General features: G+C 60.4%; 11 protein-coding genes. 9 read left to right on the top strand and 2 right to left on the bottom strand.

Annotated features, from left to right (window positions below; genetic code table 11):
* Window positions 1-124 precede the first annotated feature (124 nt).
* The 4 genes from FYK55_RS20215 to FYK55_RS20200 all read left to right on the top strand — a co-directional run bounded on the left by FYK55_RS20215 (window position 125) and on the right by FYK55_RS20200 (window position 7255).
* On the top strand, window positions 125-1435 hold the full coding sequence (locus FYK55_RS20215) for an MFS transporter (protein WP_150078274.1): 1311 nt from the start codon (window positions 125-127) through the stop codon (window positions 1433-1435).
* 212 nt (window positions 1436-1647) lie between these two features.
* On the top strand, window positions 1648-4893 hold the full coding sequence (carB, locus tag FYK55_RS20210; RefSeq protein WP_150078273.1) for a carbamoyl-phosphate synthase large subunit: 3246 nt from the start codon (window positions 1648-1650) through the stop codon (window positions 4891-4893).
* Window positions 4894-4902: 9 nt separating this feature from the next.
* Entirely contained in the window at window positions 4903-6363 is a 1461-nt protein-coding gene (locus tag FYK55_RS20205) for a sigma-54-dependent transcriptional regulator (protein WP_150078272.1), read from the top strand.
* Window positions 6364-6631: 268 nt separating this feature from the next.
* Window positions 6632-7255, top strand: a complete 624-nt coding sequence (locus tag FYK55_RS20200; RefSeq protein ID WP_150078271.1) for a hypothetical protein — start codon at window positions 6632-6634, stop codon at window positions 7253-7255.
* A gap of 219 nt (window positions 7256-7474) precedes the next feature.
* On the opposite strand, the gene FYK55_RS20195 is transcribed toward FYK55_RS20200, so the two are convergent.
* Together FYK55_RS20195 and hisA are read right to left on the bottom strand one after the other, a co-directional pair.
* The gene (locus FYK55_RS20195) at window positions 7475-9571 is read right to left on the bottom strand and encodes a prolyl oligopeptidase family serine peptidase (RefSeq protein WP_150078270.1); all 2097 of its coding nucleotides are present in this window, start codon (window positions 9569-9571) and stop codon (window positions 7475-7477) included.
* Between the two features lies 1 nt (window position 9572).
* Complete coding sequence (gene hisA, locus FYK55_RS20190; protein WP_150078269.1) at window positions 9573-10301, bottom strand: 1-(5-phosphoribosyl)-5-[(5-phosphoribosylamino)methylideneamino]imidazole-4-carboxamide isomerase; 729 nt, start codon at window positions 10299-10301, stop codon at window positions 9573-9575.
* 179 nt (window positions 10302-10480) lie between these two features.
* On the opposite strand from hisA, the gene rbsK reads away from it, so the two are divergent.
* The 5 genes from rbsK (at window position 10481) to FYK55_RS20165 (ending at window position 16316) form a co-directional block, all read left to right on the top strand.
* Window positions 10481-11407 (top strand): ribokinase, encoded by a 927-nt coding sequence (gene rbsK / locus FYK55_RS20185; protein WP_150078268.1) that lies wholly within the window; start codon window positions 10481-10483, stop codon window positions 11405-11407.
* A gap of 123 nt (window positions 11408-11530) precedes the next feature.
* Window positions 11531-12511 carry a sugar ABC transporter substrate-binding protein gene (locus tag FYK55_RS20180; protein WP_150078267.1) on the top strand — a complete coding sequence of 327 codons (981 nt, stop codon included), beginning with the start codon at window positions 11531-11533 and terminating at the stop codon, window positions 12509-12511.
* 49 nt (window positions 12512-12560) lie between these two features.
* Entirely contained in the window at window positions 12561-14213 is a 1653-nt protein-coding gene (locus FYK55_RS20175) for a sugar ABC transporter ATP-binding protein (protein ID WP_150078266.1), read from the top strand.
* A 55-nt stretch (window positions 14214-14268) separates the two neighbouring features.
* Window positions 14269-15225, top strand: coding sequence for an ABC transporter permease (locus FYK55_RS20170; protein ID WP_150078265.1), 957 nt, complete (start codon window positions 14269-14271; stop codon window positions 15223-15225).
* Window positions 15226-15242: 17 nt separating this feature from the next.
* Window positions 15243-16316 carry a nucleoside hydrolase gene (locus FYK55_RS20165; protein WP_150078324.1) on the top strand — a complete coding sequence of 358 codons (1074 nt, stop codon included), beginning with the start codon at window positions 15243-15245 and terminating at the stop codon, window positions 16314-16316.
* The last annotated feature ends 86 nt before the right edge of the window (window positions 16317-16402 follow it).

Below are 16402 nucleotides of genomic sequence, written 5' to 3'. Positions count from 1 at the left end.
TTTCCAAGGGAGCGGAAGATGAGGCGACGGAGAGTGATGTCGGTGTCCAAACGACCCGCATCACACGCTATCATGTCGCCTGCCGGATCATTTCCGAATTGTCCCCGAACGCTGATTGTCGCCGATGTCCACGAAATTACGTCTGAATGTGATGATGTTCCTGGAGTTCTTCGTCTGGGGGGCATTTTTCGTCCCGATGACGAGTTACTTGCAGCAGATCTTCGCTGACGAAGAAAACCTGAACACCATCATCGGCGACGTGTATTCGACGCAAACGTGGGCCGCCATCTTCGCTCCGATCATCGTCGGCTTCGTGGCCGACCGGCTGATCAACAAGGAATACATCAACGGGGTGCTGCAGATTGTCGGTGCGGCGATGCTGTGGTGGTGCAGCACGATCACGGAATCACCGACTCAGTTCTACTGGGTCATGATGGCCTTCTTCTTGTGCTACATGCCCACGCTGGCGTTGGTCAACGCGATCACGTTCCAGAACGTGTCGAGCATTGAAGACGAATTCCCCAAGATCCGGTTGTGGGGAACGATCGGCTGGATCGTCTCCGGCCTGGTGATTTCGGAATCGCTGTTTGGGCTGCTGCCGATCCCGGTGTTGCCCGGTGTGGAGAACGCGGGAAGCACGAATTGGCCGCTCCGAATCTCAGCGGTGGTCGGATTCGTCTACGGGCTGTACAGCTTCACGCTGCCCAAATCGCCGCCGCAGGGTCGGGACGCGCCGTTCAGCCTTTCCAACATGATGGGGTTGGATGCGATCCGCCTGTTCCGCAACCCCAGCTACCTGGTGTTCGCGATCTGTTCGTTCCTGATTTGCATTCCGTTGGCGTTCTACTACGCCCGCACGTATGACTTCGTGGAGAAAATGGCCTTCGGCAGTTCCAGCGCGGGGGTGATGGCGTTGGGCCAGGTCAGCGAAATCTTTTTCATGGCCCTGGTCCCGTTCTTTCTGGTGCGATTGGGCGTGAAATGGATGTTGCTGGTCGGCATGCTGGCGTGGGCGTTGCGGTACGCACTGTTCGGCTTGATGCCGGGAACGCCGTCGATGTTGGTGCTTGGAATTTTGTTGCACGGCATCTGCTACGACTTTTTCTTTGTCACCGGCCAGCTGTATACCGACCGCAGTTCGCCACCGGAGATTCGCACCAGTGCTCAAGCCCTGTTGGGATTGTTGACCTACGGAGCGGGGATGCTGGTTGGCAACCTGTTGCACGGACCTTGGGGCGACTATATCGGGCTTAACCCGACCACAAAGGCGGGTTGGGCAGCGAGCGCGGCTGAATTCTGGTTGATGCCGGCGGGGCTGGCCTTGGCGGTCGCCGTGTTGTTCTTCGCGACGTTCTGGGATCGATCCAAGGCGGCCACTGGTGTGGCGGGAAAGACGACACCGACCGAAGATGTGACGGTAGTCGAGCCGGTTTGACCGGCGATCTGCTCGGCAATCTCCTCGGCGGCTCGATTCGCGATTTGAGTCCGCCGCGGCCGCGGTTTTCCCTCGCGAGATCGATGTCGAATGGACGTTGCGGTGGCACCGGAGGGAAAAATCTGGCGCCCCCCGTCCTACGCAACCCGGTGGTCGATCTGATATTCTTCCTGAAATTTGGAAGGTATTCCCGTTTCTAACCGGTAGTAGACGTGCCAAGACGCGACGACATCAAAAAAATTCTTCTGATTGGCAGCGGGCCGATCGTCATCGGCCAAGCGTGTGAGTTCGATTATTCGGGGACTCAGGCGTGCAAAGCGCTCCGCGAAGAGGGCTACGAGGTCGTTTTGGTCAACAGCAACCCCGCGACGATCATGACGGATCCGGCGACCGCGGATTCGACCTACATCGAGCCGCTGACGTGGCAGATGGTCGAAAAAGTGATCGAGCAGGAGAAGCCCGACGCGCTGCTGCCGACCCTGGGCGGCCAGACCGGGCTGAACGTCGCGATGGATTTGGCGTCCAACGGCGTGTTGAAAAAGCACGGCGTGGAGATGATCGCTGCCAACGAGGATGTGATCGCCAAAGCCGAGGAGCGAGACCGGTTCAAATCCGCGATGGAAAAAATCGGTCTGGACGTTTGCAAGGGGCACATCGTTCATTCGCTGGAAGAGGCCCGCGAAGCCATGGCGGACGTCGGACTTCCGACGGTCGTGCGACCGAGTTTTACGATGGGCGGAAGCGGCAGCGCGATCGCTTACAACAAGGGCGACTTTGACGCCCTGGTCAAAAGCGGATTGGACCAGTCACCGGTCCGGGAAGTGCTGATCGAAGAATCCATCATCGGTTGGAAAGAATACGAGATGGAGGTGATGCGCGATCGGGACGACAACGTCGTGATCATCTGCGCGATCGAAAATTTGGATCCGATGGGCGTGCACACGGGAGATTCGATCACCGTCGCGCCGGCGCAAACCCTAACCGACAAAGAATACCAGCGGATGCGTGATGCTTCGCTGGCGGTGATCCGCGAGATCGGCGTTGAGACCGGTGGCAGCAACATTCAGTTTGCCATCGAGCCGAAGACCGGTCGGATGATCGTGATCGAGATGAATCCGCGGGTCAGCCGCTCCAGTGCGCTGGCCAGCAAGGCAACCGGATTTCCGATCGCCAAGATTGCCGCCAAGTTGGCGGTCGGCTACCGGCTTTGGGAACTGCCCAACGATATCACCAAAGAAACCAAAGCATGCTTCGAGCCGACCATCGATTACGTGGTCACCAAGATGCCACGGTTCGCCTTCGAAAAGTTCCCCGAAGCCGACGCGACGTTGACGACGCAAATGAAGAGCGTCGGGGAGACGATGGCGATCGGTCGGTCCTTCCGGGAATCCTTGCAAAAGGCGCTGCGGGGGCTGGAAGTCGGCGCGTTCGGACTGGGCAGCGACGGCCGGGATCTTTGGGGCACCGAAGACCAGCCCGATCAAGACACGATCCTGGCAAAATTGAACACGCCTAATGCCGAACGCATTTTCTACGTCCGGTACGCGCTCAAGTCGGGCATGTCGATCGAGCAACTGCACGCCATCACGCACATCGATCCCTGGTTCCTGGATCACATTTCGCAAATCATCGAACAGGAAGACGAGATTCGGGCGCTTTCGACGGTCGACCAACTCGGCCCCGAACAGATGTTGGAAGCCAAACGAAGCGGTTTTTCCGATCGACAGCTGGCTCAGATGCTCGGGTCCACCGAATTGAAGGTCCGCAAGCACCGGCTGGATCAGGGCATTCGCCCCGTGTTCAAGAGTGTCGATACTTGTGCGGCGGAATTTGAAGCCTACACGCCGTATTACTACAGCACTTACGAAACCGAGGACGAACTGCCGCCGCGGACCGAAAAGAAGCGGGTGGTCATTTTGGGCGGCGGTCCGAACCGCATCGGTCAGGGAATCGAGTTCGATTACTGCTGCTGCCACGCCAGTTTCGCACTCCGCGAAATGGGCTATGAATCGATCATGGTCAACAGCAACCCGGAAACGGTCAGCACCGACTACGACACGTCGGACATCTTGTTCTTCGAGCCGTTGACGATCGAAGACGTTCTGAACATTTGCGATGCAACCCAGCCCGACGGCGTGATCGTGCAGTTCGGCGGCCAGACGCCGTTGAACCTGGCTCGCGGATTGAAAGACGCCGGCGTGCCGATCATCGGGACCGCGGTCGAAACGATCGAGGCGGCCGAAGACCGGGAACGGTTCCAAGCGTTGATCAATGAATTGGGTTTGCGGCAACCGCCCAGCGGCATCGCCCGCAACATGGAAGAGGCCCGCAAGGAAGTCGAGCGGATCGGGTTTCCCGCCCTGGTCCGCCCCAGTTTCGTGCTGGGCGGACGCGCGATGGAGATTTGTTACGACAAGGCACAATTCGAACGCTACGTCGCCGAGGCGTTCATCGTCGCCGACGGTCAGCCGGTGTTGATCGATCATTTCCTGGAAGATGCGATTGAGGTGGACGTCGATGCGGTGGCCGACGGCGAGCAAGCGGTCGTCATGGGCATCATGGAACACATCGAAGAGGCCGGCGTGCACAGCGGTGACTCGGCCTGTGCGATCCCGCCGTTTTCAATTTCCGAAGGCACACTGGATGAACTCCGCGAAGCCACGCTGAAACTGGCCAAAGCGCTCAACGTGGTCGGACTGATGAACATCCAATTCGCCATCAAGACCGAGAACGGGACGCCGACCGTCTACATTCTGGAGGTCAACCCGCGGGCCAGCCGGACGGTGCCGTTCGTTGCCAAGGCGACCGGGATTCCCGTCGCCAACGTGGCCACCAAAGTCATGGCCGGGATGAAGTTGTCGGAACTGGGAGTGACAGCCGAACCGCTGCCCAAACACGTCTCGATCAAGGAAAGCGTGTTCCCGTTCCGCAAGTTTGCTGGAGTCGACATCGTGCTGGGGCCGGAAATGCGTAGCACCGGTGAGGTGATGGGCATCAGCAAGAGCTTTGAGTTGGCGTTCGCTAAAAGCCAGCTCGCCGCCGGTGTCACCTTGCCGACCGAAGGCAAGATCTTTGTCAGTTTGAGCAAGCGTCACAAAAGCGCCGCGGTCAAGCTGGGCAAGGAGTTGCGTGAACTCGGGTTTGAAATCCTGGCCACCAGCGGGACCGCGCAAACGCTCGAGGACGGCGGCGTGCCAGTCACGCGGGTCAAGAAATTGGCCGAAGGACAGCCGAACTTGATCGACTATCTGAAAAATGAAGACGTCGCGCTGATCCTGAACACGCCCAACGGAAAGGGCGCCCGCACCGACGAAGGAAAGATTCGGGCCGCAGCCGTCCAGCACGGCGTGCCCTGTATCACGACCGTCGCGGCGGCCGAAGCCGCGGTGCGTGCCATGCGGGCCGAACGACAAGGCGCGATGACGGTCCAGTCGCTGCAAACCCGATATGCGGAATGATTCGGTCCGATGAATGAGGCTCCCTCCAGCAGCAAGGGTTCCGGGAAACCGGAGTACGACCCTTCGTCATTTCGGTTGTTGGTCGTCGATAACGAGGCGGCCCACGCGAGGGCGATGACCGAAAGTCTGGAAAAAGTCGGCTACAAGTGCACCGTCGCCACCAGCGGTCCCGAAGCGGCGACCCTGATCGAACGCGACACCTTCGACATCATCATCACCGACATGGTGATGAACGACGTCGACGGGATGAAGATCTTGAAGCTGGCGGGCGAGCGGCTGCCGGATTCGGAAGTCGTGATGGTGACCGGTCACGCGACGGTGCCGATCGCCGTGGAGGCGATGCAGCAGGGCGCCTTCAATTTCTTGGAAAAGCCGATCACGCCCAGCCGCTTGCGGGCGATCGTTGAAAAGGCTGTCGGTGCGGTCAGCCTGCGGCGTCAGAACACCGAGCTGATGTCGCGGCTGGACGAACGCTTCGGTTTCGAAGGCATCGTCTACGCCAGCAAGAAGATGCAGCAGGTGATCGATCGGCTGCGCCGCATCGCGCCCACCGACGCGACCGTGCTGATCACCGGCGAAAACGGGACCGGCAAGGAAGTGATCGCCCAGGCGATCCACCAGAACAGTCCGCGCCGGAACAAGAGCATCGTCGCGATCAACACCGGAGCCATCGCCGAAAACCTGGTGGAAAGTGAGCTGTTTGGGCACGTCAAAGGCGCGTTCACCGGTGCCGATGCGGATCGCGTGGGCGCCTTTGAATATGCCAACGGCGGCACCCTGTTTTTGGACGAAGTCGGCGACATGCCGGCGAGCACGCAAATCAAGTTGCTGCGCGTGTTGGAGGAGAGCCGAATCACGCGAGTCGGCGACAACAAGCCGATCAAGGTCAACGTGCGTCTGGTTTCCGCCACCAACCGTCCCTTGGAGGAAATGATCGAAGCCGGGACGTTCCGCAGCGACCTGTACTTCCGATTGAAGGTGGTGACGGTCGAAATACCGCCGGTTCGCGAGCGTCGAGAAGACGTGATTCCGCTGATGGACCACTTTCGCAAGATGTTCTTGCGGCGGCATGGAAAACCCACCGCCCATTTCACGCCCGCCGTCACCAAGCGGTTTTTTGCTTACGATTGGCCCGGCAACGTTCGCGAACTGCGAAACTTTGTCGAAATGATGGTCGTGCTGGATACCGATGGCAAGCTGGATCTGGACGATCTGCCGCCGGAACTGGTCGACGACGATCTGGATGTGGCTCCCACGGTGGAAGATCCGCCGCCGGCGATGACAGGCGGCGGAGATTCGGGGCTGATCGGGCAACCGTTGAGCGTGATCGAGCGGTGGGCGATTGAAGAGACGTTGAAGCTGACCAACGACAATCGCGAAGAAGCTGCCAAGATTCTGGGGATCGGTGCGAGGACCTTGTATCGGCGTCTGGATCAGTACAAGAACGAAGAAAAGTCGGAAGAGGCGTGACGGCGTCGCCACGCTCGCCAAAGCGTGGAAGATGCAGGCACCAGGACGTAGCCACGCTCGCCAGAGCGTGGAAAAGGTCCGAACGCTTTGACTTAGCCACGCTGACCAGAGCGTGGAAATCGCCTGGCGCCGACATCGACGCGTCTGAAATCCGGGTCAACAGAGATGGATCAGCCAAAGACTTTTTGGACCGAGCGAGTAAACTGTCTGCCTCGCCCGACAAGTCCCCCTCCCCACGCCCTCCCCGGCGACTGATCGGACCGCCTTGATGTTACGTGCCGAAGCCTATCAACCGTTCTTCCGAAAGTTTCTTTGGATCTTTCTCGGTTGCGTTGCCTACTCCCTGTGGTGCTTGTACGACGGCCTGATCGCCTATCCGCACCAGTTGACCATCGCGGAAGCCTATGAAGCGTTGCCCGAGGAAGGGCGTCGAGAGGCCTGGCAGGTATTGGCCGCGGAGAAGGGCTGGCCGACTTTGACGCCCCAGAAATCTGCCAAGGAGATCAGCAACAATATCGGCAGCCAGTTCTTCATGATTGTGCTGTGCATGTTGATCGGGGTTCCGGCGCTGCTGAAATGGATGTCCGGTCGCGGCGCCTGGGTCGAAGGCGATGCGACGCTGATTCGCAATCACAAGGGCCAGGAAGTGCCGATCGATGCGATCGAAAAAATTGACAAGCGGCGATGGGAAAGCAAAGGAATTGCCAAGTTGCAATACAAGGTCGATGGCAAGTCCAAGACGTTTGTGATGGATGACTTCAAATTCGATCGGGAAGCGATGGGCACGCTGATGCGATACGCCGAAGCCAATCTTTCCGCCGATCAAGTCGTCGGAGACGAGTTGGAGCGAGAGAAAGAGCCGGAAGACGTCCAGCTGGAATCGCAGCCGTAGCGCCCCGAGAAGAACCCATGACTCAGGGCCCTCCCCGCGTCGTCGTAAACTCCTCCGCGACCCTCCCGGACGCAGGGTGAAGTCAAATCGCGCTTGCCGGCAGGCCCGGAGGGCCGATAGCGGTCTGCCGGCGGCCTTGGCCGCCGGTTCTTCCGCCTCCGGGTGCGTCAGCCCCGAAGGGGCGACAGCGTCCGGGTGCCCGCGGCTGTTGATCGAATGCTACTGCGCCGGAAGTTCCCAATGTTCGTCAAAGAACCCCTGGGCGGCGATTCGACCGGCGAAGATCGAATCGTCTTCTTCGGTGACGTCCATCACCGCCCAATCGGGCAACATCGCGATCTGCCGCGAATTGCTAACGTTGGAAAAATCACGAAACGTCATCCCACTGTTGACCACCACGTAGCGATCCGGATTCAAAGGATTCGGATAGCACAGCACGGGCGCGTGCTTGACGGGGTCAAACGTTTGTGTGCCAACGGTGAGCGTGTCACGCGTCCATCGCACCGGCAGCGATGCCGCAATGTTGAACAGGTAGCGATTGCTGGAAAAATCGCCAAAGCAGATCAGGTGGCAGGTTTCGATTTGATCGTCGGTGAGATCGCGATCCAGGACCACGGGCGCATCACCCCGCATCAGTCTCGACCAACGATCCATCGCGTATCGGGTTTCGCGATCGATCCAGCGTTGCACACGGCCGTGCCGGGCGGGGCGGCTCGGCAGGACAAAAACGAATCGGTCGCAAAACGCGTCGTCGATTGGGCCTTGCAGCCCGGGCCGTTTGCGCAGCCGCGTCGCGTCTTCCTGATGTTGCGACCAGTGGCCGTCGGAATCGCGGGCCAGACTGCACTGGAACCCGCCAACGTTTCCGGTGTCGTCGAATTCCGACGTCACGCCGTCGATCGTGATCTGAACGGCCCCGCGACGATGGGGCCAACCCGATTCGGAGAAATCGATCTCCAGATGCGTGACGCCGTCGGTCTCCAGGGTCACCGACTCCGCAGCGTCGTCCAGCACCGCATCCACCGAAGCGGCTGTCCATTGTTCGCGCATGCCGGTGACACGCACCCAATCGGCGGAGTCGTAGTGCAACGTGTAGGTCACGAAATGAATCTCTTTCCGCGGCAGCGGCGGCAGATCCTCGGCCCAGCGAGCGATCTGAGCATCAATCTTCTGGCGTGAAGCGTCGTCGATCTTGTGCCCCATATCGGCGCCGATGATGTAGGGGAAACTCAGCCCCAATTGCGAGGCTTTTTCGACCACCCGATCCGCAGCTTGACGTTGTTTGTCGACTTCGCCGCTGTACGCGATCGTCCGTGTTTCGCCCAGGTTCGCGGTCCAGGGAAGCACGTCGTACCAGTTCAGCAATTTCCGCGCGACGGGAGTCAAAGGGAACGGGGGCTGATCATTCCAGCCTTGGTAGACCAGGGTGTCGACGAATCCGGCGCCGGGATTGGCAGCCATCCAGCGTGTCGGATCATGGACGGCGAAGTGCCAGCAGCCGGCGCCACCCATCGAAAAACCACGAATGCAAACCCGGCGGGGATCAACACGAAAAAGTCGACTGGCTGCGGCCATCGCTTCGTACACATCTGTTTCACCAGCAAATTTGAATGCGTTGCAATGGCGGCCGAAGGGATGCAGCACGAAGGTGTCGCGGGGGGCGTAGGTGCCAACTTTCGACATCCGCTCGGTCAAGAAAGGGATCTCCGTCTTGTTGTCCCCACGGCCGTGCAGCCAGACGTCCATCCGGTGTTCTGCGGGCGCATCGTCGGCACGCCAACCGGCCGGAACGACGATTCCGAACGGTTGGACCGAGTCGTCGATGCGTGAGACAAATCCGCCGACCAGTGGTTGGGGGCGACCGACCGCCGATGGGTCCCAGCCCAGCAATTCGAGACCTCGTTGGCCGTCCACGGCGGAATCGATCCGTCGCTCGGCTTCATCAAGCAACTTTTTCGCGTCATCGACCTGGCCGGGTTTGAAGAACAGGTTTTGCTGCAAAGCCAAGTCCACCGAACGGATCAAAACCTGCACATGGCTGGCCCAGTCCGCACCGACGGTCGATTTCTCCAGCGCGGCGGCAAGTCGATCGCGGATCGATTCCACGCGGTCTTGCAGCGTCTTGCGGACCGCTGCGTCCAGTTCGATTCCGGCAGGCGGCAGTGCTTTGTAGCGTGCTGCGGCGGGGGTGGTGTTGTCCTGGGACACCGCGGGAAGGGAGTGGACGATCGCCAACGCCCAGGCAAGGCACACGGTGAAAGCGATTCGGTACCCCGGTCGCTCCATCCGTGAATTCCCGGGCGATGGCGTCGGCATGTCAGTTGTCTCCAGCGATGTCGATGACTTTGTCCAGTTGCATCACCCCATCATAAATCGAGCGTCCGACGATTGCTGCCGGCATCTCCATTTGCACCAGTTTCGCGACATCCTGGTAGGTCGTCACACCGCCGCTGGCGACCAGCGGGATGTCGGTGGCTGCGGCCATCGCCGACAGAGCATCAAAATTCGGACCGCTCATCATGCCGTCGCGGGCGATGTCGGTGTAGATGATCGCGGCGATGTTGGCGGTGCGATCGCGCAGATCGCGGGCCAGATCGATCGCCGGCGTCGAACTGGTTTCCAGCCACCCGTCAGTGGCCACCATCCCGTCTCGGGCGTCGATGCCGGCGGCCAACTGGTTGGGGTACTGGTCGCACATGGATGCGAACCACTTTGGCTGCTTGAGGGCCGCCGATCCCACGACCAGACGAGTCAGCCCGATGCCCAGCAGGGTCTCGATCGCGTCCGTGCTGCGGACGCCGCCACCCATTTGGCACGGCAGCCCCGTTTCGCTCACGATGCGGGCGACGGCTTCGCGATTGGCCGCGCCGTCGTCACCTTTGGCGGAATCCAGGTCGACCAGGTGCAATCGCTTCGCGCCGGCCTGCTTCCATCGGATGGCAAACTCCACCGGATCATCACCAAAGACGGTTTGGCGATCGTAGTCACCCTGGCGCAGGCGGACGGGTTTTCCATGTCGGAGGTCAATGGCGGGCCAGATTTCCATGGGGCTGTTTTGCAAGGGGGATCGAGAGGAAGGAAACGGAGGGTCAAGCGTGTTGAGACGCCCCGTCGGCGGGCCACCCGGCGTTAGGACGGCGGTTGGCATGCCCGGATCGCCAGAATATCCTTTGAACCGCCCGGACCCAATCGGTCGTCATCGCTCCTCGATCACCTGAAGTCTTCATGCAACGCTCGGCAACGATCACGGTGCTCGGGTCGATCAACCTGGATCTGCTGGTCCGCTGCCAAGCCCTGCCGGCTCCGGGGCAAACGGTGGCCGGGGAGTCGTTGACCGAAGTCTCCGGTGGGAAAGGTGCCAATCAGGCGGTGGCGGCGGCCCGCTGCGGTGCGGCGGTGCGGATGATCGGTTGCGTCGGTGACGACGGATTCGGTGATCAACTTCGACAGAACCTGAGTTCGGAGGGGATCGATTGTGGCGCGGTCACGACCGTCCCGCATTGCGAGTCGGGCGTTGCCATCGTGCAATTGGAAGCGAGTGGCGAAAACGCCATCATCGTGGTGCCCGGAGCCAACGGGCGTTTGACTCCCGATCACGCGGAGCAGGCGGCGGAGTTGATTCGCGGCAGCGACGCTTTGATGTTGCAACTGGAATCGCCACTGCCGACCGTGGCGGCGGCTGCCCGGTTGGCTCGTCAAGCGGGCGTCAAAGTCATCTTGGACCCGGCGCCGGTTCCCCGACAATTGCCGGTCGAACTGCATCAGGTGGATTTGTTGTGCCCCAACGAAACGGAAGCGTCAGCGCTGACCGGATTGAAGTTGTCATCGATCGAAGATGCCGAGCGGATCGCTCGAAAGCTTCACGAGCAGGGTGCGGCCAACGTGTGCATCACCCTGGGGCCGCGGGGAACGTTGCTGTTTGACGGGCAGCAAGCCCAACTGTTGCCGTCAATCCGCGTGGACGCGTTGGATACGACCGCAGCGGGCGATGCGTTCGCGGGCGCGTTGGCGGTCCGATGGGCGGAATCCGGTTGCTTGGAAGACAGTGTTCGGTTCGCGAATGTGGCCGGCGCGCTGGCGGCATCACGATTGGGCGCCCAGCCCAGTCTGGCGCGTCGAGAGGAAATCGACGCGGCGCTGGTCGGCGACTGAATTCAACTTGTGCCAGCCTGGGCAGCCGACGGTGATCGTCCCGGTCGTCCATCTTGGTACAATACGCATCGCTTCTCGCGATCATCGCGTCTCCCACCTCTTTAACGCCCACCTCGATCGATCATGCGTTCGTTCTTCTGTCTGCTTGCCCTGCCTTTGTTGTTGACAGGCTGCGCTTCAAAATCGGAAACACCGACGGGAGGTCAGGCCGCGTTGGAGTCGGATCGCCCCAAAGTGGCGTTGATCATGAAGTCGCTGGCCAACGAGTTCTTTTCGACGATGGCGGATGGGGCCAACTCGCATCATCAAGAACATGCCGAGCAGTACGACCTGATCGTCAACGGCATCAAGGACGAACGAGATCTCAGCCGCCAGGTAGGACTGGTCGACGACATGGTCGCTGCCGGTGTGGACGCCATTGTGATTGCCCCGGCGGATTCCAAGGCGCTGGTGCCGTCGTTGCGGAAAGCAAAGGAAAAGGGGATCGTTGTCGTGAACATCGACAACCGTCTGGACCGCGACGTGTTGCAGGAAGAAAACGTCTCCATTCCGTTTGTCGGTCCGGACAACCAAGCCGGCGCAAAGAAAGTCGGCGATTTCCTGGCGACGCGACTGAAAGAAGGCGACAAAGTGGCGATCCTGGAAGGCATCCGGACGTCGTTCAACGGCCAGCAGCGACTGGCCGGATTCAATCAGGCGATGGAACAGGCGGGCGTGGATGTGGTGAGCAGCCAGAGTGCCGAGTGGGAAATGAGCAAGGCGAACACCATTGCCGCTTCCATGTTGAGCGAGCACCCAGACATCAAGGCGATCCTGGCGGCCAATGACTCGATGGCGCTCGGGGCAATCGCGGCGGTCAAGGCTGCCGGACGATCCGACGACATCTTGATCGTGGGATTTGACAACATTTCCGCCGTCCAGGCTGCCATTCGCGAGGGCAAGGTGCTAGCCACCGCCGACCAGTACGGGGACCAGCTGGCGGTGTTCGGCATTGAAACCGCGTTGCAACTGATCGAGGATCCGTCGGCGACGGCGGATGACGTGGAGACACCGGTGGATCTTGTCACCGCCGAATCGTTGGCCGAATCAGGCACCCAGGAATGATGACGGTCATGCTCCGGACACCGACGGCGACCGGCGGCAAGGCAGCCTGATGGCCGAATTGTTGCGTGCTTCGGGAATGACGAAACGTTACGGCAACGTGACGGTGCTGCGTGATGTTTCGATGGAAGTCGATTCGGGCGAGATCCATGCGTTGCTGGGCGCCAACGGCGCCGGCAAGAGCACGTTGTGCAAGATCATCTCCGGCTTGACCCCGGCGAGCGGGGGGACGATGACTTTGCAAGGCCAGGATTTCTCGCCGAGCAGCAAGCACGAGGCGGAATCGCGTGGGGTGCAGGTCATTCCCCAGGAGCTGAATCTGATTCCGACCCTGAGCGTGGCAGAGAATCTGTTGCTGACACGCTTGCCCTCGACCGCCGGCGTGATTCATCACCGTCAGCTGCATAACCGGGCCCGCGTGGCGTTGGACCGATTCGGGTTGACCGAGGTGCCGAGCGACGTGCCGGTCGGTTCGCTGGGGGTGGGGCGGCAGCAGATGGTGGAGATTGCCGCCGCGCTCGACCGTGATGCCACGCTGTTGTTGTTGGATGAACCGACCGCCGCTCTCAGCGGCAGTGAAACGCGGCGGTTGTTTGAGTCCCTGGACCGATTGCGGAATCGTGGCGTGGGGATGATTTACATCTCACACCGCTTGGAAGAGATCAAGCAAATCGCTGACCGGGTGACCGTCTTGCGGGACGGCCGTTACGTCTGCACCAGCCCCGTATCTGCACTGAGCGTTGACGCGATGGTCGACCTGATGAGCGGAGCGGCGACGGTCGTCGACGTTCAAAAAAACATGTCGCGGACAGAAACGGAGGTTGACCGACCGACGACGGATCGACCGAAGGCGGATCGACCGAAGGCGGATCGACCAGAACGGCCGCGGGACGACCTTGACGCCTCCGCCGACGCATTTGCTTCGCAGGTGTCTGACGGCGACGTGTTGACGGTGCAGGGGATTCGCCGTGGGATGCTGCGCGACATCTCGTTTCGCGTGCGCGCGGGCGAGCGGTTCGGAATCACCGGATTGGTCGGGTCGGGACGAACCGAGTTGCTGCGGGCCATTTTTGGTGCCGACGTGGCCGATGACGGCACCGTTGCTGTCGGTCAACGGGAACCGCGTCGGTTCACGCATCCCGCCGAAGCCAGTGCCGGCGGATTGGCAATGGTTACCGAAGACCGAAAGCAGAACGGCTTGCTGCTGCAGCAATCGGTGCGTTGCAACACCACGTTGGGGGCGTTGCGGAGTCGCTTCTCTCGCTGGGGGCTGATTCGTGGCGCATCTGAGGTGCAGCAAACAGAAGCGATGTGCGCCGCGATGGACACCAGGTGTGCCGGGATCGAGCAATCGGTCGGAACCCTTAGCGGTGGCAATCAGCAAAAGGTCGTGATCGCGAAATGGCTGACCAGTGGCGCCGACGTGTTTCTGTTCGATGAGCCAACCCGAGGCATCGATGTGTCGGCGCGTCGCATGATCTATCGCTTGATCGCCAAGCTGGCATCGGACGGCAAGGGCATCGTGATTGTCAGTAGCGACCTGGAGGAGTTATTGGAAAACTGTGACCGGATTGCGGTCATGGCCGCCGGACGGATGGTCAAAACATTCGACCGTGGCGCGTGGAGCGAAGATGCGATCCTGCAGGCAAGTTTCGACGCGTTGGACAAGATCGACGGTGCACAGAGAGAGACGGCTTTGAAATGAACCCATTTGAGAATTGCCGCGATTGCGGCGCGCCCGACGAGGTTCGGTTTCGGTCATGACCCGACGCAAAATATTTCAATCGGTGTTGCAGTACGCGGGATTGATCGGGGTGCTGGCGTTCCTGGTGCTCACGTTTTCGCTCTCGACCGAGAACTTCTTTCAGACGCAAACGTTGGTGACGATTGCCAACTCCAATCCGGACCTGATCTTTATCTCCGTCGGAATGACGCTGGTGCTGATCGTTGGCGGCATCGATCTGTCGGTCGGATCGTTGCTGGCGTTGGGTTCAGCGGTGATCGGCGTTTTGATGGTGCGGCATCAGTGGCCCGTCTACGCGGCGGTGCCGGTGTGTTGCCTGGTGACAGCCGCTTGTGGCCTGCTGAACGGATTCCTTTCCGTCTGGTTTGCGATCCCGTCCTTCATCGTCACGTTGGGGATGTTGGAAATGGCCCGTGGCGCAACCAAGGTCGTGACCGATTCGCAAACGATGTACATCGGCAGCCGGGTCGAAGGATTTGGCGAGCCGATTTCGGTGGTGTCACTCTCGCCGGCGTTCTTGGTTGCTTTGGGCGTGGTCATCTTGGGCCAGTTCCTACTGACCCAAACGGTTTTCGGTCGCTACTGCGTCGCGATCGGCACCAACCGGGAAGCGGTGCGGATGAGCGGGATTCGGACGAAACCGGTCATCATCACGGCATTCGCGATCAGCGGATTTCTGTGCGGACTGGCGTCACTTTCACAGACCAGCCGCCTGTCCAGCGCCGATCCCAACGCGGCGATCGGGCTGGAGTTGTCCGCGATTGCTGCCTGCGTGATCGGGGGAACCAGTTTGATGGGGGGCCGTGGCAGCGTGGTCGCTTCGTTTTTCGGGGTGCTGATCATCGCCGTGCTGCAATCGGGCTTGGCTCAACTGGGGGTCGAAGACGCAATCAAACAGATCGTGACCGGCGGGGTGATTATCTTGGCCGTTTTGTTCGATGCCGTTCGTCAAAAGTTTGGGAAAGTGAATTGATGGAAATTCTTCACAAGATGCGTTGGAAACCGGCACACCCGGCGAGCCTTCCGATTACGAATTGGATTTGGCTTCTGGTCCTGGGTGTGGCGGCGGTCACGTCTCGGACCGTTCCGGCTCAAGAGGCGGCGGATTCGGCGGAACCGATTCCGATCATTTTTGACACCGACATCACCGGAGATTGTGACGATGTGCTGGCGCTGGCGATGCTGCACGCGTTGGCCGATCGCGGAGAGTGTGTGATTGAGGCGGTCACGGTTTCGAAGATCAATCCCTTGGCGGCTCCCTTCGTCGATGCGGTCAACACGTTCTATCATCGCGGCGACATTCCGATCGGAGTGACCCGGGACGCTCAGCGCCGCGAAAGCAAGTATGTGAAGCTGTGTGAAGTGAAGGACGGCGCGACCGAACGCTATCCGCACGATTTGCGAAGTGGCGACGACGCCGAGGATGCGGTGACGGTGCTGCGTCGTACGCTGGCGGATGCGCGCGACGGCAGTGTGGTGATCGTGCAGGTCGGGCTGGCCGCGAATCTTGCCGACTTGCTGGATTCGCAGCCCGACGCGATCAGCGAATTGACGGGAGCAGAGCTGGCGCGTCAGAAATGCCGCAGCGTGTCCGTGATGGCGGGCAGTTTTGGTCCGGTGCAGGGAAAACAGCGACACGGTGAAGCGAACGTGATCAACGGTATTGATGCCATGCAGCGGTTTGCCGACAAGTGGCCGGATTCGGTTCCGGTGTACTGGAGTGACTATCGGATCGGATTGTCCGTTCCCTACCCCCGAGAAAGCATTGCCCGCGACTTTGGCTACGTTCCCCATCACATCGTGCGAGAAGCGTACCTGCTGCACAGCGGCCCCAATCACGATCGTCCGACGTGGGATTTGACCAGCGTGTTGTTCGCCGTGCGGCCGGAGGAGAACTACTTTGGACTGTCGGCACCGGGACGCGTCAGCGTGGATGCGAAAGGATTCACGGAATTTCAAGAAGGGGGCGGAGGACGCGACCGACTGTTGACGTTGGATGCCAACCAACGCATCCGCGTCACGGAGGTTCAACGGACGCTCGCCAGCCAGCCTCCGGCGCGGTGACGATTGCCGTTCGTCTTTGTTGATGGTGTTGGGGTCGCCGCTTCGCGGCCTCGGCATTTGCGGAACAGTGCCTAGCTGGACAGATC

Origin of the sequence: Roseiconus nitratireducens, assembly GCF_008629675.1 — a bacterium.
GTDB classification, from domain to species: Bacteria; Planctomycetota; Planctomycetia; order Pirellulales; family Pirellulaceae; genus Stieleria; species Stieleria nitratireducens.
The sequence above is the reverse complement of the archived record's forward strand: the minus strand, read 5'-3'. Positions and strand labels throughout refer to the sequence as shown.